Source organism: Priestia sp. D51, assembly GCF_053345675.1.
This window is the reverse complement of the sequence record NZ_JBLTIR010000003.1, coordinates 86,078-104,791: the sequence shown is the minus strand read 5'-3', so window position 1 is coordinate 104,791 and position 18,714 is coordinate 86,078. Positions and strand designations below refer to the sequence as shown.

Sequence of the window (18,714 nt, the reverse complement as noted above, 5' to 3'; positions counted from 1 at the left end):
CTTTTGAAAAAAGGATTCTTTCTTAAGCGTACTGATTTTCAGTGGTTATGTCACTTCTTTTGCTTGATTTAACCACTTTTTCATCATCTGTCCATCTTCTAAAAAAGCATCGGATGTTTGCTTTGGAATCGTATAAGGTCTTCTGATTTTGTATAACCCAGAAGTTATAGACGTTAGTATCCCTAACCGGCATAATACCTCTATATACTCAAACAAGGGCTGTTCCACAACAACAGGGGCCATCGGCAAAGACCGAAACACAATATGCCTCTGATGAATTCTGTAGAGCCATAGCCTGCATAACTCTTTTTCTGTAACTAAATCCCCTAGCTGCTTCTGCTGCATTAAATCAAGAAGCAGCCACGTTTGCCATATAGTAGCAGACGTTTCAATCATGTATAAAGAAGGCAGCGGCATGCCCGCTTCTGCTGGAATATGAGAAGGAGGAATATTGTTTTCATAAAGAGCGTGTAAAAAAGGCTGAAGCTTCTGATTAGGATAGAGGATATAATGCGTTCTCCATGCCTTCTTTTTCTTTACCCATGAAGAGAAAAATTGAGGCTGTGTATGTGTAGAAAAAAGATCATGAAAGGTATGCTCGTGAGGAGAGAGCACGACAAGCTGTGCATAACAAATTTGAGATGAAAAAGGCATAAGATGTTCAAGTTTCAACAGCTGATTAGTAGAAGGTGAAAAATAAAGAAGTGTGGGCGTATAATCGGAAAGAGTGAGAAACTGCCACTCTTGAAAAGAAAGTTGATACATATAAGTGGATAAGCGTTTCATTCTTTTTGCCCCCATAATCCAAAGAGGCATATAATTTCCTTTCTCATAATGAATAGAACGTTTGGTTAGCACTGAGGAAGATAAGGACGCACATTGAAATTCGATTGCATATTTTTGCGAAGGGGTATCTATAAGAAGATCTGGACGCTGCATAATGTCAGGAAGGTAACTTTCTAACTCGACTTCAAGATGAGAACTAAACCAGTGAAACAGCTTTCGCTTTCCGTCAAGATGATAATCTGTTTCACCTTCATGCTGAGCGACGCACGTTTTTTTCAGGTGAGCAAAATGAGGGATTTTTTTTGTACCTACCTTTAACTGTACAGGGGATTGACAAGAGGGACAGTAGAACTGCTTTTCTTTTTTCCACAGCTTAAGCTGTTCAAGCGAAAAGCGCTGAGCTAGTGAAATGAGGCCTTCTTCTGTTCGGGCAACTAACAATCGTACATTTCTCCTTCCTATAGTAGCGAGCTATATCCTTGTATTCGACACCTTTCTACTAAACCCTTTTCTTTCAGAAAAAAACCACATTGCAGCATACGCAATGTGGTTTACAGCGATTATAATAGCGGTGAAAGCAAACGAGCTGTTGATTCAAACAGCCGCTGTATAAATGGCCGCTTTTCAAAGTCTTTAAAGTGAAGCTCACTCGTTTCTTCTAAATCTTGCATATATTCATATACGAGCTTTTGGGTACTAGCTGTGCGATATAAAAAAGCATTTACTTCAAAATTCAGATGAAAGCTTCTCATATCCATGTTAGCTGTTCCAATAGAGGCAATTTCTCTATCAACAATCACAATCTTGCTGTGCATAAATCCTTTTTTATACTCGTAAATTTTCACACCTGCTTCTAGCAGCTCAGGAAAATAAGAGCGTGATGCATGAAAAACAATTTTTTTATCGGGCTTCTGAGGTACAAGAAGCCTTACATCTATACCGCTTAAAGCAGCTACTTTGAGAGAAGTAAAAATATCTTCATCAGGTATGAAGTAAGGAGAAGCAATCCAAATGGACTCTTTCGCAGACGTAATCATCGAAAAAAATAAGTGTTTAATAATTTCCCACTCACGGTCTGGTCCGCCGGCAATCATTTGAACACCGCCGCACTTTTCCATATCAATGTCAATTAAATCCGGCGATAGATACGTTTGAGTAAGCATCGTCTGTCCTGTCATATAATACCAGTCTTGCAAGAAAATAAGCTGTAATGAACGGACTGCCTCACCCTTCACCATCAAATGAGTATCTCTCCAAAAGCCAAAATGCCGACTTTTTCCGAGATATTCATCACCAATGTTCAAACCTCCTACAAATCCAATTGTTCCATCAATGACTACAATTTTACGATGATTACGGAAGTTGATTTTATTATTGAGAAATGGAAGTCTCACCGGCAAAAACGGAATCATTTCTACGCCCGCGTTTCTTAACTCATGAATATAATGCGGTGAAAGCTGAAAACTGCCCACGGCATCATACAAGAAACGTACATAAACTCCTTCTTGTACTTTCTGAATTAAAATATCTTTAATTTGTTCTCCTAAGTGATCATGTCGTACGATGTAATACTCTAAATGGATATGATGCCTTGCATGCTTTAAAGATTCCATAATTTCGTGAAATGTCTCTTTTCCATTCGTCAATGCGCGCGTATCTGAAGAAAAAGAAATGGGACTCTTGCCAAGCCTCACGGCTAGTTTCAGCATTTGCTTCCTACTGGTGCCCAACTGTTCAAAGTGATTTTCTAATATACCAGAATCTCTTTCCATCTTTAAAAGCACCTGTTCATCCAGCTTTGCTTTTTTAGCAAATAAACGCCGTTTTCGCGTATTGCGTCCAAATAACAAATAAAAAAAGAACCCTATTACTGGAAAACCGCCTAATACTACGAGCCACGTTAGCGTTTGAGTTGGATGACGGTTTTCTAATGAAATAACAAGACCGATGAAAACAACACTAATCGTAATTAAGATACTTAGCACGCCAATAAATTTACCGTCCCAATACCCTTTTGTAAAATAAAGCAAGGCAATAATACCAACAACAAAAATTAAAAGCTGTAATCTATTTTTCAACTTGTTTTCACCTATCCTAAAACCAATCTTTCATCATTCATAACAGGTCTCTATACTGTTATTATCCTCAAACTTGGTATTTTAACACTACACTTTCCCGTGTAGGAACCAGCCGCCTGCTTTTTCTACCTATACTGTTCGATATGAGCGGAGAGCTTTTCCAAAAAAGAGGACAAAACAAAGACCGATTTCATATACATGAAATCGGCTGCTATTATCGTAAAGGAAAATACTGTTTTACTTGTTCAAGTGCATTTTCACTGATTAATTCTTTTCCATATTCCATTAAACGATGAACTGTTACATTTGATTCATTTGCATATTCTAAAATGATACTTAAAATGTTATCAATTTCAGCTACAAAGTCTTCATCATCTGTAAACTCAACGTATAAATAATATTTCCCTTCAAACACGTACATGCTGTTGATGATATCATCTAACTCTAAATGGTGACTTAAGGAAATTAAATGTTCTAAGTCTTGAAAGCGTGCGACGAACTGTAGCCCTTCGTCTTCTATAATTTCTTCTTCAAAATCAGCTTTTTTATTTTGATTCGCTTGATGATCAAGCAACGCTTCAATTTTTCCATCTACAGGGATATCGATTTTATCATTTTCACCAACAGGTACTTCGAACTTTTGACCGTCTTTTGAAACTTGTGCTCTTGTTACGATAACCTCTAGCCCCTTCTCAAGCGCATGTACTTGAATCCAAAGAGGACCTTCTGCTACAAACTCTTCTTCTTGATGAATTTCGTCCATCATCTCCCAGAATAGCTCTTCACTGCGCTCACGGCTAAACCAAATTTCATTGCGATCAAATCCACGTTCTTCAATATCTACGTAAGTGACAAAGAATTTTACTGTGTTTTCATTAATGCGTTCGATTTCCATTATCATCTCTCCCTTCGGAAAAATCAGTGAAGGTAATCCGGCCATTTCGAACATTACCCCTAAACGATGAAGGGACTATTTTACCCCCGTGTTAAAGCAATATTACATGTACTTTCTCACTTTGTAAAGCATTCTAACTTGGGATATACAAGCATACACTATTTGAGTGAACCTTGTATATCTATTTTATGACAAAATGCGAAAGAAAGGAAATAAAAAATACTCTGACAACTCATAGCCACCTTACACCTTACTTTGTTATATACATAATCTCTTTACCCTATGAACGCTTTTTGTTAAAAATGAACACAGATAAAGCAATATGAGCTACTTATCCTTACATATTGGGAGGGAAGACTATTGGATTTAGAATTAATAACCTCCATTCTTCTTATTATCGGTATCGATATTGTATTAGGTGGAGACAACGCTATTGTTATTGCCTTAGCAAGCCGCAATTTACCTGAACATCAACGAAATAAAGCTATTTTTTTAGGGACTGGCTTAGCTGTGATCGTTCGCATTGTACTTACTATTTTAGCTGTTTATTTACTAACTATTCCTTACTTGCAGCTCATCGGCGGTTTTTTATTAGTGATCATTGCCTTTAAGCTTCTTGTATCAGAAGGTGACGATGCATCTTCAATTCGTGCAGGTTTGACGTTAGGCGCCGCTGTGAGAACAATTGTATTTGCTGATATTGTAATGGGACTAGATAATGTAATAGCTGTGGCAGGCGCAGCTCATGGAAATATTATCTTGGTTGTCACGGGACTACTCGTATCCGTCCCTATTATTGTTTGGGGAAGCAAGCTCATTTTGTATTTGATGGAACGGTTTCCCCTGCTTGTTTACGGCGGAGCAGCTATTTTAGCTTATACTGCTGGAAATATGATTGGACATGAAAAAAACTTACATTCATTCTTTGCAGACCATACATCTCTAGGAACATTTATTCCGTTTATAACAATTGCTGTTGTGCTGATAAGCGGCATGGCTGTTAATAGCTTTCGTTCAACTAAATGATAAAGAAAAGGCCATACTAAACATTTTTATTTAGTATGGCCTTTTCTTTAGTTTAATGAGCACAGCAGTCTTTTATTCATAAAACACTTTGTACACTTAAAAAATAATCTCTGTGAGTAAAAAAAGAATAGATGGTACGAGCAAGCAACCAAGACCTGTATAAAATGTAGCTGTCATGGCTCCGTAAGGTACAAGTTTTACATCTGTCGCCGCTAAACCAGCTGCCACACCGCTCGTCGTCCCCATAACTCCTCCATAGATCATTGCTGTACGAGGGTTGTTTAATTTGATTTTCTTAGCAAATACCGGTGTCAAAATCATAACTGAAATGGATTTAATTAATCCTACAGCTATACTTAACGCGATAATATCAGAAGAGGCTCCAATCGCAGTTCCAGAAACCGGTCCCACAATATAGGTCACAGCCCCTCCTCCGATTGTAGTCAAAGCAACGGGATCTCTATACCCAAAACAAAGAGCAATAATTACACCTAGTACAAAGGAATAGAAAACTCCAAAAAACAAAGCCGTAATCCCGCTGATTCCCGTTTTTTTGACTTCGCTAAAATTGGCGCCGAACGCCGTAGCAATAATGGCAAAATCTCGCAGCATCCCCCCGCCCATTAAACCAATTCCTGAAAATAACTGTATATCAGAAATCCCTTTTTCTCCTCCTGTATTCACTCCACCGATATAAGCAAGAATTAATCCAAACATAATAGCAATAGCAGATCCGTGAACTCTTCCTTTTGTTAATTTATCTGATAAAAAATAAGCAATATACATGACAATTCCAATAATAGCAAATGCCGTAATCAGTCCGTTATTTTCTAATCCTTCTTTAATCATATTCATCATTTTATCTGCTCCTTAGGTAAAATAGAAAGCTCTATTTCTTGTTCCTTCACCTTCGCTTTCTCTCCTATTCTGCTGATAAATGGTATGGATAAAAAGCCTACTACGACTACTACCACCCCTGCAAGAATCGCCATGCCTCCTCCATCAAGAGCAGCTACAACATTTTGCTGTGCAGACATCGCTACCACGATAGGAATATAAATTCCTCCCCAAAAAGCAATGCCTTCTTCGGATTTTACTTGGAGCTTATTTTTCTTCTTTAAATAATCCACCGCTAGTACAAGAAGAAGCATGGATACCCCTACTCCTCCAACGTTGGCTTCTACTCCCATCAGCCCTCCTAATGCGTCCCCTACAATTACCCCTATCAACATGCAAATAGACAGCAGCGCTACACCGAAGATTATCATATTAATTCCTCCCCAACCCATTATTGAAAGCGTTTACTTTATGGTTTAAAAATAGTGTAAAGGAAAAAAGTTGAATAACCTATGCATTTTTAGTTATATACTTATATCAAAAATGACATAATGCAGTTTTTCTCTACTGTTCATTTTAGATTTATTCGAAAAAGAAATAAAAATCATGACATTTAGTCATGATTCTTATATGTATTCATGAGGCATATCGGAGGGTAAATGTTTAAAATAATCAATCACAAACTGTCTGAAGATTTGTTGTAAATCCGTCACGTAGCCTCCATTGTTCCAAGCTAAAAAGATTGTACGTTCAAATGTTTCTTCTTCAATTTTTAGCAGTTTTACATCTTTTCCTGTAGAACCTCCCCACGTCACTTCAGGAATAAAACCTATTCCTTGCTTTGCTCTAATCAAACCTCTCACTGTTGCTGGATCATCGCTTTCAAACGTAATTTGAGGTACAAAATTCTGTTCCTTACAAATCGCATCCGTTATTTTTCTTAGCTCTTTCCCTTTCTTTAGCACAATGAATTTTTCATTTTTAAGTTCATTTAACTTTACACGTGATTGCTTGGCTAAATGATGATCAAGAGGGACTGCAAGCAAAATCGATTCACGAAGTAAAGGAGTATGTTCGATATGACGGGTTGTTAATGGAAAAGCTGAAATACATAAATCAAAATCAGGCTGTGAATAGCTATTAGTCAAATGCTGCATTAGCCGAAAACGCACCTGAGGATATTGCTCACGAAACCTGCTTAATAGCTCTGGAAGTAAATGTGAACTAGCTAACACAACAAGACGAATTTCTTCACATGGATCGTTCGACATATCCTTTAGCTCATGCTTTGCGTCTTCTAATGTTTTTAAAGCACGTTCTACTTTGGAACAGAACGCTTTACCGTACCGATTTAATTTAATGTATTTACCGTTTCGATCAAACAAACGAATGCCTAGCTCTTTTTCCAACTGTGAAATCGTTTTGCTGAGCGCAGGCTGAGATACGTATAGCTCTTCAGCCGCTTTGCTGATATGTTCTAGTCTAGCAACTACTTGGAAATATTTTAGCTGTAAAAGCTCCAATCCGTTCACCACCACTTTTATATGCTTAATTACTCTCTTTCTTTATTAATTACATATATACTTCATTTTCCCTGCTATTTCGACAAAAAATAAGCAGCAGAGGCCATTTGGCTCCCTGCTGCTTATTTTCTATATACCAACTTCAAGCAAACGTTACTTGGTTGGTTTCGTATTTAAATCTTAAACAGACAAATATAAAAATTAACCATTCACAAGTCTTTGAGCTTCGCGAAGTTGGAAAGTACGCACTTTACGTGGTAAGAAACGACGGATCTCGTCTTCATTATAACCAACTTGTAGACGTTTTTCATCAATGATAATCGGACGGCGCAATAAGCCAGGATTTTGCTGAATTAATTCATACAAATCTTGTAAAGGCATAGCGTCTACCTGAACGTCTAGTTTTTGGAAAGTTTTCGAACGTGTTGAAATGATTTCATCTGTTCCATCTTCTGTCATACGTAAAATTTCTTTAATCTCATCGATTGATAACGGCTCTGAAAAGATATTACGCTCTGTATATCCAATATCATTTTCCTCTAACCAAGCTTTCGCTTTACGACAAGATGTACAACTTGGTGATGTATATAATGTAACCATTTACTCCTTCACTCCTTCTATCATAATCGGTCATAACATTCAAAACATGAACTGTAAATCATGTTGTTTTATACAAACTTCAACGAGTGTAAATATTTAATGACTGATAATGAAAATCGATACTACTTTATAATTACTTTTAAAAAATAATATCTATTTGCATTATACTATAAACTTCATCGGAATGATATACTTTTTAAAGTGAACTAGTACATTAGTTCGTTCCTTCACTGTCATTATTTTCATTACCGATTTTCTTCATTATTTATTTACCACACTACTATTACGAATAAACCTGTAGATTAGTTTCATTTTTTTTTATTATTTTTTTCTTTCACAAATTCCTCGAACTTTTCAGTCACTAAAAAAGCCTTGCAGAAGAAATGACGTTTCTGCAAAGCTTTTGAGATAATCTCTTATTTATTTAATAGCTGATGTGCTTTTTCCTCGTCTCATTAAGATAGGATACAGTAAAAGCCCGATTACAAATAAGCCAATACCTAGGAAAAATGTTTTTAAATCAGCTGTCCCTGTCTTAATCACCCATAGCGAATAAATAAGTGCTAACGAAGCAATAATTCCGTCTTTTACTCGCGATCCTTTAATCGTGTCGTACGTCTCACCCGTCACAATAAGCTTTAATTGATAAACTGTCGTCACGAAATAAGGAACTAAATAGGCAAGAGTAGCTACAACGATAGCGAAATTATAGGCTTGCGAAACTGTGCCTGAAATAGTCGCAAACAAAAACAACTGTGTTAAGCCATTTGTTAATGTTAGTGAGCGGGCTGGACTATTGTTCTGATTCGTTTTAGCAAACCACTGTGGAAACAACCCTGATTTTGCTGCTTGATAAGGAACTTCTGCACTAACAACAATCCATCCAACAGTAGAACCTAATAAAGATATAAGTGCTAAAATGGCCATTACGTAAGCACCTTTATGTCCAATAACCATTTCTAACGTATCTACCAAAGGCTTTTGAGACTGCTGAAGCTGAGCTGTCGAAAGAATCCCCATAGCTAGAAGCGTAATCCCCACATAGATAACCATTGAGATTAATAATCCAAGCAGCGTTGCTTTCTTTACTACTTTTTGTGATTTTGCACGATTAGATAACAGTACAGCTGATTCAATTCCGATAAATGCCCACAGCGTAGCAATGGCTGCTCCATTGACCTGACTTCCTAATCCTACATTTATACCCTTTGAATTAACAAATTCTGTACTGACGAGGTTGGATGCGCTAAATAGCGATAGCGCCACAACAATAAATAAACCGAATCCAATAATTTTAGCTGCCGTTGTGATAAAGTTAATATTACCGGCGCTATTGATATCTCGCTGCAAAATAGCTTGAATTCCCCATAATAAAACAGAACATACTAAAAACGTAATAAATTTCCCAGCTTCTAATTGAAAATCTCCGACTGAAAATAAAATATCCTTACTCTCCATTACTGGAAAGAACGTTGTTAAATATCCCGCAAACGATATGATGACAGATGCTGTTGCAGCCCAGTTTGCTGCCCAATAACCCCAAGCCATGCTATACCCAGCTACTTTACCTGCTTTAGGCGATGAAAAAAGGTTCGCTGCATAACTTTGAGGCCCTCCTTTTAATTCAGGCTTTCTCATAACTAAGTTCCCGAACACAAGAGCAATCATGAACACGCCAAGACCTGTTGCAATCCAAGCAAGTGTTGAACCAATTGGACTTGATACGTTTGCTAAATTAGAAGGAAGCATAAATACTCCGCCGCCTACCATATTACCAACTACAAAGGCTGTTAAAAACCAAAGTCCCCATTTTTTGTCTTTCATTTGCTGTGTCTCCTTTTGCCTTCTAAAAGCTTAAACTTTTGACATAGAAAGCTCGATGCTAATCTATTAAAACATAGAAATTATTTATTTCTTCATTTGTTTAACAATATAATATATTAGCACACTAAAGCAAAAAGTGAAATAATAAATCCTTCATTTTCTTTTGGAAAAAAATGCGGCTGAGACATAACTCCATTCATCTATAGATGAACAGAAGGGATATATGAGCTCGTGTGGATTGCGCTTGTGACACCGCTGTTCATTTCCATGCAAGACTTCGCTTTCCGCGGGCGGCCGGTGAGCCTGTCTCGCTTTTCCCGCAGAAGTCTTCGCCTTGTCCTCCAATCAACAGCTAGAAGCCCCTACATACAGTAAACCTACGTTCACCCTACAAATAAAAAAATCCGAACGCGTTAGATTCTTAATCAAGAATTCAACGCGTTCGGATTTCCCTTCAACAAAAATAAGTTTGTCTCAGCCTTATTTTTTATCTTTTATGAAAACCTTTTGAATAGTAAATAATAACCAACAAAATAAACCATATCGGACCTACAATAAGGGCTATTCTTGTATCAGAGGAGAAACCCATCACCACTACTACCCCCGCTAAGAAAGCAAGAGCGAGATACGACGTATACGGGAAAAACGGAAGCTTATATTTTAAATCACTTACCTGCTGATCGCTTAATCCTCTGCGGAAGCGAATTTGAGAAAGTAAAATAATGCCCCATGTCCAAATCGCTCCAATAGTCGCGATACTTGTCACCCACGTGAACACCTTATCAGGAACAACATAGTTTAAGCCAACTCCGAGTAGCAGTACAACAGCTGAAGCAATAACCGCTGCACCAGGCACGCCGCCTTTTGTTAAATTGGCATAGCGTTTTGGTGCTTCCCCGTGCTGAGCTAAATTAAATAACATACGGCCTGTACTAAAAATCCCACTGTTACAAGAAGATAAAGCCGCTGTTAACACTACAAAGTTTATAATCCCTGCTGCAGCGGGAATTCCAGCTTTATCAAATGTTAAAACAAATGGGCTTCCTTGTGTTCCGATCTCTGGCCAAGGATAAATAGACATAATAACAAACAAAGCTCCGATGTAAAAAATCAAAATTCTCCACAGTACATTATCAATTGCTTTTGTTAACGTCTTTTCCGGATTTTTCACCTCTCCTGCTGTTACCCCAATCATTTCAATACCAAGGTAAGCAAACATAACCATTTGAAGTGATAGAAGAACACCTTTCATACCATTCGGGAAAAAGCCACCGTGATTCCATAAATTACTGATTCCTGTTGCAATGCCGCCATTTCCAATTCCAAAAATAATCATGCCTAGACCAAGCACAATCATAAGGATAATCGTTACTACTTTAATAAGAGAAAACCAAAACTCTAGTTCACCATATGCTTTTACAGCTAAAAAGTTAACGCCTGTCATGATAACGAGCGCTGCAAGTGCCCATATCCACTGGGGCACACCCGGGAACCAAAAATCCATATATACTCCAACGGCTGTAATTTCAGCCATACATGTAATAATCCACATAAACCAGTAGTTCCAGCCTGTTAAATAACCAGCTAGTGGTCCCAAATAATCGTTAGCATACTTACTAAAAGAACCGGCTACTGGATTTTGTACTGCCATTTCACCTAACGCTCTCATAATAAAAAACATAATAAGACCACTGATTCCATACATGATAAGAATACCAGGACCTGCTAACCGAATAGCGGATGCAGAACCTAAAAACAGTCCAACTCCGATAGCTGCGCCTAAAGACATTAAGCTAATATGTCTTTCCTCAAGTCCACGGCTTAATTCTTTTTCTTGCGTGTTCCCTTGCATAATTCTCTCTCCTAACATGTCCATTTCATTTAATAGCGGCTAATTAACTTATTTTTCAAACAAATAATTCTAGGCAGTGTATGTACTAAAAATCTGATAATGCAAGTTCCACACCTGCATTTTTACCGCTATCACATCTATAAAATACAATATTAAAAAAACTTCACTTTGTTCATTTTATCAAAAATCACAAAAAATGCGATAGTTTTTTGTGATTTTCACAAATAAACTTACAATAAAAATATAATAAAAACCATTTTTCACATTATATGTTCTTATTCTGCTATAATTTTCTAACTATTAAGAATAATAAATCTATTATTTTTCCTTATTTTCAATTATAGATGCTTACTTTTCCCCAAAAAGGGTAAAGATAAGATAACTGTTTAAACACTATTATGAACATCATCATGAAAAGATCAGTAGGAGGGTGCTATGAATTGGTATCAAAAACTAAGTCAATATTTTCCCATTGAAGAAATGAAATCAAAGAAGCATATCGAAACGCTTTTACAAGAACGCAGCGATATTTATCATAAAAATGAAGGACCTCATCACGTATTAATGTACGTGGAAACAGACCAATTTATCTTTGTTGATTACCTCTTTGTTTCAAAAGACGCTAGAGGTCAAGGGCTTGGCGGTAAATTAATTGATGAGTTAAAACAACATAACAAACCAATTATCCTAGAAGTAGAGCCTATAGACTATAAAGATTCAGACTCAGCAAAAAGACTGCATTTTTATAAACGTGCAGACTTTAAGCATGCTCAAACAATCGGCTATAACCGCCGCTCATTAGCTACAAATGAAGTTAATCAGATGGAAATTCTATACTGGTCTCCTACCTCTGAAACAGAGGAAAGCATTTTAAATAAAATGAAAAAAACGTACGAGTTAATTCATACTTACAAAGACAAAGAAATATATGGTGCGTCTTATCAGCCGGCAGATCAAGTATTAAAAATTGACAAAAATCGTAAAGACGGCGATATCTTAGCAGATTTATAAAAAGAAGGTAGGCATACGTCTACCTTCTTTTATATTTTTGAATTATTATTCAACACACAACATTATTAATCACTTATATTCCTTTAGTTATAAGGTTTTAACATAGATATTTTGTCTTAAATATAAAATTCTGAAAATTTTAATAGTATTTTCTAATCCTGTATTGTATAATACCTGTAAAGCGCTAATGTCACTTGTTCTTACATGTTTTTTCCAATTTAAAGTTTAGCGTTCTTTGATAACTAAATAAAAAACGACCTCGTTGTGAGATCGTTTTTGTTAGGTTGTATATGCGGCAAACTCTGCTTGAGAACAAGACACGTAGTGACCTGGAGATACTTCTCTAAGCTCCGGTTCTTCACCGTTATAATCATGGATACTTGGATCATAAATTTTGCGCTGACGCGTTTTTTCACTGTCAGGATCGGGAAGCGGAATAGCTGAAAGCAACGCTTTTGTATATGGATGAACAGGGTTTCGATAAAGTTCATCACTTGGTGCAAGCTCTACAATCTTACCTCTGTACATAACGCCGATGCGGTCACTAATGTATTTTACCATTGACAAATCATGGGCGATAAATAAATAGGTTAGTCCACGTTCACGCTGTAACTTCTTCATTAAGTTAACAACTTGAGCTTGTATAGATACATCCAAAGCTGAGATTGGTTCATCTGCGATGATAAAATCAGGTTCTACTGCCAGTGCTCTTGCGATACCGATACGCTGACGCTGGCCGCCACTAAACTCATGTGGATAGCGATTTGCATGTTCTTTGTTGAGCCCCACTGTTTCAAGAAGCTCGTGAACCTTTGCCATACGCTCTTTTCTCGTCTTAGCTAAACCGTGGATGTCAATGCCTTCTGCTATGATATCTGCTACGGTCATACGAGGGTTAAGTGACGCATATGGATCTTGGAAAATCATTTGCATTTTACGATTGAATTTTTTAAGCTCCGAGCGAGATTTGCGACCATGTACATTTTCGCCATTAAATAGCACCTCACCGCTAGTAGCGTCATATAAACGAATAATCGTTCTGCCTGTCGTTGACTTTCCGCAACCAGATTCACCTACAAGACCTAACGTCTCTCCGCGGAAGATGTCAAACGTCAGACCATCAACCGCTTTAATTGTTCCTTTACTTGTGAAAAAATGTTGCTTTAGGCCTTTAATCTCTAATAATTTATCTGTCATGTTATTCACCATCCTTCGCTACGAGTACAGGTGTACTGTATACATTATCAACTTTACGCATGCGGCGCTGAACTGAAGCAGGCGGCTCTACTTTTGGTGCATCGGGATGTAGGAGCCATGTTTTTGCATAGTGCGTATCCGATATTTTGAACATTGGAGGTTCTTGTTCAAAATCAATTTTCATTGCGTACGGATTTCGCGCTGCAAATGCATCTCCCTTTGGAGGATTCGTTAAATCTGGCGGCGTTCCAGGAATAGCAGCCAGCTCTTCTTCCGCCTCGTTATCTAAGCTTGGCATAGAAGCTAGCAGTCCCCACGTATACGGATGTTTTGGGTCGTAAAACACTTCATCCACTGTGCCCGTTTCAACAATTTGACCAGCGTACATAACGGCTACTCGATCTGCTACATTTGCTACTACACCAAGATCATGGGTGATAAAGATAATAGATGTATCCGTTTTTTTCTGAATGTCTTTCATTAACTCTAAAATTTGAGCTTGAATTGTTACATCAAGCGCCGTTGTTGGTTCATCAGCAATCAGTAATTTCGGATTAGAAGCAAGAGCCATCGCAATGACAACACGCTGTCTCATCCCTCCGCTGAATTCATGCGGATATTGATTCACACGCTGTTCTGGAAAAGGAATGCCTACAAGCGTTAATAACTCGACTGCACGTTTTTTCGCTTCCGCTTTAGATACTTTGGAATGCTTGATTACGACTTCACCAATTTGAGCTCCAACCTTCATTGTTGGATTTAAAGAAGTCATCGGATCTTGGAAAATCATACCGATATCCTTACCGCGAATAGCTTCCATTTCTTTATCCGTTTTCTTTGCTAAATCAATGCCATCAAACAGCATTTCACCGCTTTTAATTCGTCCAGGAGGCATCGGGATAAGGCGCATGATTGTTTGTGAAGTTACACTTTTACCAGATCCTGACTCACCAACAATTGCTAGCGTTTCACCTTTATTTAAGTGGAAGTTAACGCCGCGAACAGCTTGAACTTCTCCGCCATATGTTTTAAATGATACAGCTAAATTTTTTACTTCTAATAAACGTGACATATGAGTTCACTTCCTTACTTACGTAGTTTTGGATCTAACGCATCTCGTAATCCATCACCAATTACGTTGAACGCTAAGATTGTTAAACAGATAAACAAACCTGGGAAAAATAAGCGCCAAGGATAGTATTCCAAAGCAGGTAAGCCTTCTGAAGCCATTGTTCCCCAGCTTGCAAGCGGTGCCGGAACGCCTAGTCCCAAGTAGCTTAAAAATGCTTCTGTAAAGATTGCTGAAGGAATCGTTAGTGTCATTGTTACTAAAATTGGACCTGTTGCATTCGGAATAAGATGTTTAAATAAAATACGCTTTGTGGTTGCTCCTAATGTTTGTGAAGCCATTACGTACTCTTGGTTTTTCAACTGCAATACTTGTCCACGTACAATACGGGCCATGTTAATCCAGCCAGTAATGGTCATCGCCAAAATCATCGTGCCTAACCCTTGGCCAAGCATAACCATTAAAATAATAACCAGTAAAAGGTAAGGAACACCATATAAGATATCCGCAACACGCATCATTGTTTCATCCGTACGGCCGCCGCGGTATCCAGAGATGCTTCCCCAAACTACGCCGATGAATAAATCAATTAAAGCTGCTGCTAACCCGATAAATAATGAAATACGAGCGCCTTCCCACGTACGAGCAAAAACATCACGCCCTAATTCATCTGTACCGAACCAGTGCTCAGAAGATGGAGCCTGATTAGCATTCAGTAAGTCATTAGTTGCATAATCATATTTCACCATCAATGGACCAAATATAGCCATAAAAACAAGGAGAACCATTAGTACTACACCAAACATAGCAAGCTTATTTTTGCGAAAACGAATAAAAACATCTTGCCAGAATGAAAGACTCGGTTTTTCAATCTTTTCTGCTTGAGCATGGTCAATCCCTGCTGTTTCAAACATTTCTTTAGGAATTTTCGGAAGTTGCTGCATAGTTACTCTCCTTTCTTAGCACCTGTAAGTTTAATTCGAGGGTCAATGAAGCCGTATGCAATATCTACAAGCAAGATACAAAAAAGTAGTAAAATACTGTAGAACACCGTTACGCCCATAATCGTTGTATAATCTCGGTTTGAGATACTGAGTACAAAGTGTGAACCTAATCCCGGGATACCAAATATTTTTTCAATAACAAAGCTACCCGTTAAAATCCCTGCTACTAAAGGTCCCATATAGGATACGACTGGAAGCATCGCATTTCGCATGGCGTGCTTAACTGTAATAACGCCTCTGCTCAAACCTTTTGCTTTCGCTGTACGAATATAATCATTGCTTAATACTTCAAGCATACTCGACCGAGTTAATCGTGCGATAAACGCCATAGGGGTTGAAGCAAGTGCGAGAGCTGGTAACACCGTGTGCGCCCAAGATTCCCAGCGTGCAACCGGAAAAATTTGTAGTTTCATAGCCAGAACGTATTGTAATACCGCTGCCATGATAAAACTTGGAACTGAGATTCCTAGAACTGCAATAACCATCGCCGTGTAATCTTGCCACTTATTATGTTTTAAAGCAGCAATAACACCTAGTACTACACCAATAGCAATTGCTATTAAAATAGCTTCCATCCCTAGCATGAATGAAACAGGGAAACCTCCGTTAATCAAATCATTTACCGTTTGGCCTTTATATTTGAAAGATGGCCCAAAATCCCACTTTAAAATTGATGTTAAGTAATCAAAGTACTGATGGTACCAAGGCTGGTCTAAACCGTAATACTGATTTAGATTTTTTTGAATTTCAGGGGGAAGCTGCTTTTCTGATGTGAATGGACCTCCTGGAACAGCACGCATTAAGAAAAAGGTCGCTGTTACAATCAGCCATAATGATAGAAACATATAAATAAGTCGTTTTCCTATATATTTGAACACCCTGACACACCTCCATATTTTTACAAAATTCGCGCACAAGAAAGAAAAGTATATGGAGCACCAGGCCCCATATACCCTTTGTCATAATTGATGTTACTTACTCAAAATGAGCCCACTTAATCTGAATGTCTCCAAGTCCAGACATCACAACATCTTTCAGCTGCTTGTCTTGTACCCAAGCGTTTGTATAGAAGTAGATTGGTGCCACTGGCATTTCATCCATGAAAATACCTTCTGCTTTTTTCAACATTTCCAGACGTTTTTTAGGATCTGTTTCTTTTTGAGAGTCAATTAATAACTTTTTATATTCTGGGTTTTCCCAGTTTGTATCATTGTTTCCGCCTTTTTTATCACGGAACAATTCTAAGAAGTTGATTGGATCGTTAAAGTCTCCTAACCAGCCCATACGTCCAACTTGATAATCTCCTTGGTGTAATTTTTCAATGTAAACAGCCCACTCAGAGTTGTCTAACTGTACTTTAATACCAAGGTTTTTCTTCCACATATCTTGAACAGCTTGTGCAATTTTTGCATGTTTTTCATCCGTGTTGTATGAAACCTTAATTGCTGGTAGTTCTGAAGCATCTTTAAGGCCCATTTCTTTCAAGCCTTTTTCTAAATATTCTTTTGCTTTTTTCACATCATTGTCTTTGAAGTAGCCTTTTTTGTTATCTTCAAACATTGTTGGTGGTACAGCCGCCATCGCTGGAACTGAACCGTCTTTTGTAATTTGTTCTGTAATACCTTTACGATCAATTGCATAAGCTAATGCTTTACGAATGTTCACATTGTCTAAAGGTTTTTGTTCTGTATTAAACTTGTACCAGTAAGTACCTGCAATTTCTTGAATGTTTAATGAACCGTCTTTCTTTAATTCAGGAAGTGCATCAGCTGGTAATTGACCGGTAGGCATACCCGCCCAGTCTAATTCACCGTTTTTGAACATTGAAAGTTCAGTGTTGTTATCATTGATCATGTACATTTCAACTTTTTTAAGTTTTACAGCATCTTTATCCCAATAGTTTTCATTAGGAACTAACTCAATTTTGTCGTTATGTTTCCAAGTTTTAAGCTTGAAAGGACCGTTTGACGTATAGTTTTCGCCTGCATTTGTGTACCATTTTTCATTTGATTCAGCAATTTTCGTATTCACTGGGAAGTACGTATAGAAAGCTGTTAATTCTAAGAAATATGGCGTTGGGTTTTCTAATGTTACCTCAAGCGTTTTATCATCTGTTGCTTTAACGGCAACATCATCTAATGAACCTTTTCCTTCATTAGCAGCTTGTGCATTTTTAACATAGTATAATTGATATGCATATTGAGATTCGTTTTTAGGATCTAACGCCCATTTCCATGCATATTCGAAATCTTTTGCTGTTACAGGGTCACCGTTTGACCATTTTGCATCGTCGCGAATCGTAAACGTATATTTAGTTTGATCATCGCTGATCTTCACATCTTTCGCCATTGCATTTTCAGGCTTTCCATCTTTACCGATACGAGTTAAACCTTCAAATGTTTGTAATAATACGTTTGATGACGTTGAATCATTAGCTAAGCCTGGGTTTAGTGAAAAAGGCTCAGTTTTAATGTTTACGCGAAGCTCTTGCTCTTTTTTCTTGTCGCCACCATCACTGCTAGCATTTTCACTGCTACCAGATTCTTTGTTAAATCCACATGCAGCTAAAAACAAGCTCATGACAAGCAGCAAACTGAAAAGAATCGACAACCTTTTCTTCATTGCGTGTTACCCCCTATTAAATTTTGTTTGTGTGGCAACCATATTTTTTTGATATGCACTAATTTCTTAATCCTCTTTCAATACAAAATAATCAGTTATTTTTTCGCGTAGTAGAGCGTTAAAGACCTCGCTGCAAAATTATTCTTCTACCCTATGAAACTGTCATCAATTGTTTACATGCTGTAAATCCAATGTATGCGCTTAATATGTAGAAGACTTATTCATTACAAAATCCGCTAATTGAAACAAAACATTGTCTATTTTGTGTTTTCTGAAAAATTAAGAAATTGTAATACCTTTGTAAAAAATATGTTTGTTACGCCTATTATAAATATTTTAAAAATTTATTGCAATACTATTATTTAATGGTATTTTTTTGTCATAAGGGAA

16 protein-coding genes are annotated in these 18,714 nt (G+C 37.5%); 2 read left to right on the top strand and 14 right to left on the bottom strand.

Going from position 1 to position 18,714, the window contains the following annotated elements:
• Positions 1 to 45: 45 nt before the first annotated feature.
• The 3 genes from ACNHOZ_RS12460 to mecA form a co-directional block, all read right to left on the bottom strand.
• Positions 46 to 1,227 (bottom strand): competence protein CoiA, encoded by a 1,182-nt coding sequence (locus tag ACNHOZ_RS12460; RefSeq protein ID WP_221833209.1) that lies wholly within the window; start codon positions 1,225 to 1,227, stop codon positions 46 to 48.
• 119 nt (positions 1,228 to 1,346) lie between these two features.
• Positions 1,347 to 2,864, bottom strand: coding sequence for a cardiolipin synthase (gene cls / locus ACNHOZ_RS12455; protein WP_025749882.1), 1,518 nt, complete (start codon positions 2,862 to 2,864; stop codon positions 1,347 to 1,349).
• Between the two features lie 214 nt (positions 2,865 to 3,078).
• A complete protein-coding gene (gene mecA / locus ACNHOZ_RS12450; RefSeq protein ID WP_013055427.1) occupies positions 3,079 to 3,759 on the bottom strand; it encodes an adaptor protein MecA in 681 nt (226 codons plus the stop codon).
• A 360-nt stretch (positions 3,760 to 4,119) separates the two neighbouring features.
• On the opposite strand from mecA, the gene ACNHOZ_RS12445 reads away from it, so the two are divergent.
• Complete coding sequence (locus tag ACNHOZ_RS12445) at positions 4,120 to 4,785, top strand: TerC family protein (protein WP_221833211.1); 666 nt, start codon at positions 4,120 to 4,122, stop codon at positions 4,783 to 4,785.
• A gap of 96 nt (positions 4,786 to 4,881) precedes the next feature.
• On the opposite strand, the gene madM is transcribed toward ACNHOZ_RS12445, so the two are convergent.
• From madM to ACNHOZ_RS12415, 6 genes are all read right to left on the bottom strand, one after another.
• A complete protein-coding gene (gene madM / locus ACNHOZ_RS12440) occupies positions 4,882 to 5,643 on the bottom strand; it encodes a malonate transporter subunit MadM (protein WP_028412358.1) in 762 nt (253 codons plus the stop codon).
• Positions 5,640 to 6,053, bottom strand: a complete 414-nt coding sequence (madL, locus tag ACNHOZ_RS12435; protein ID WP_028412359.1) for a malonate transporter subunit MadL — start codon at positions 6,051 to 6,053, stop codon at positions 5,640 to 5,642. The genes madM and madL overlap by 4 nt, the downstream gene beginning before the upstream one ends.
• A 195-nt stretch (positions 6,054 to 6,248) precedes the next feature.
• Positions 6,249 to 7,145: a LysR family transcriptional regulator gene (locus tag ACNHOZ_RS12430; RefSeq protein WP_048021985.1), complete on the bottom strand. Its 897-nt coding sequence runs from the start codon at positions 7,143 to 7,145 to the stop codon at positions 6,249 to 6,251.
• 201 nt (positions 7,146 to 7,346) lie between these two features.
• Complete coding sequence (gene spxA / locus ACNHOZ_RS12425; RefSeq protein ID WP_013055422.1) at positions 7,347 to 7,745, bottom strand: transcriptional regulator SpxA; 399 nt, start codon at positions 7,743 to 7,745, stop codon at positions 7,347 to 7,349.
• Between the two features lie 420 nt (positions 7,746 to 8,165).
• Positions 8,166 to 9,569, bottom strand: coding sequence for an amino acid permease (locus tag ACNHOZ_RS12420; RefSeq protein WP_447697136.1), 1,404 nt, complete (start codon positions 9,567 to 9,569; stop codon positions 8,166 to 8,168).
• Between the two features lie 487 nt (positions 9,570 to 10,056).
• On the bottom strand, positions 10,057 to 11,421 hold the full coding sequence (locus tag ACNHOZ_RS12415) for an amino acid permease (RefSeq protein WP_028412362.1): 1,365 nt from the start codon (positions 11,419 to 11,421) through the stop codon (positions 10,057 to 10,059).
• Positions 11,422 to 11,856: 435 nt separating this feature from the next.
• Between ACNHOZ_RS12415 and ACNHOZ_RS12410 the strand changes: the two genes are divergently transcribed.
• Positions 11,857 to 12,432, top strand: a complete 576-nt coding sequence (locus ACNHOZ_RS12410; RefSeq protein WP_310884197.1) for a GNAT family N-acetyltransferase — start codon at positions 11,857 to 11,859, stop codon at positions 12,430 to 12,432.
• Between the two features lie 279 nt (positions 12,433 to 12,711).
• On the opposite strand, the gene ACNHOZ_RS12405 is transcribed toward ACNHOZ_RS12410, so the two are convergent.
• The 5 genes from ACNHOZ_RS12405 to ACNHOZ_RS12385 form a co-directional block, all read right to left on the bottom strand.
• On the bottom strand, positions 12,712 to 13,629 hold the full coding sequence (locus tag ACNHOZ_RS12405) for an ABC transporter ATP-binding protein (RefSeq protein WP_028412364.1): 918 nt from the start codon (positions 13,627 to 13,629) through the stop codon (positions 12,712 to 12,714).
• 1 nt (position 13,630) lies between these two features.
• Positions 13,631 to 14,701: an ABC transporter ATP-binding protein gene (locus tag ACNHOZ_RS12400; protein WP_028407470.1), complete on the bottom strand. Its 1,071-nt coding sequence runs from the start codon at positions 14,699 to 14,701 to the stop codon at positions 13,631 to 13,633.
• A gap of 14 nt (positions 14,702 to 14,715) precedes the next feature.
• Positions 14,716 to 15,642: an ABC transporter permease gene (locus ACNHOZ_RS12395; protein ID WP_014461585.1), complete on the bottom strand. Its 927-nt coding sequence runs from the start codon at positions 15,640 to 15,642 to the stop codon at positions 14,716 to 14,718.
• Positions 15,643 to 15,644: 2 nt separating this feature from the next.
• Entirely contained in the window at positions 15,645 to 16,580 is a 936-nt protein-coding gene (locus ACNHOZ_RS12390) for an ABC transporter permease (RefSeq protein ID WP_013055415.1), read from the bottom strand.
• A gap of 97 nt (positions 16,581 to 16,677) precedes the next feature.
• Entirely contained in the window at positions 16,678 to 18,324 is a 1,647-nt protein-coding gene (locus ACNHOZ_RS12385) for a peptide ABC transporter substrate-binding protein (RefSeq protein ID WP_430053734.1), read from the bottom strand.
• Positions 18,325 to 18,714: the final 390 nt, after the last annotated feature.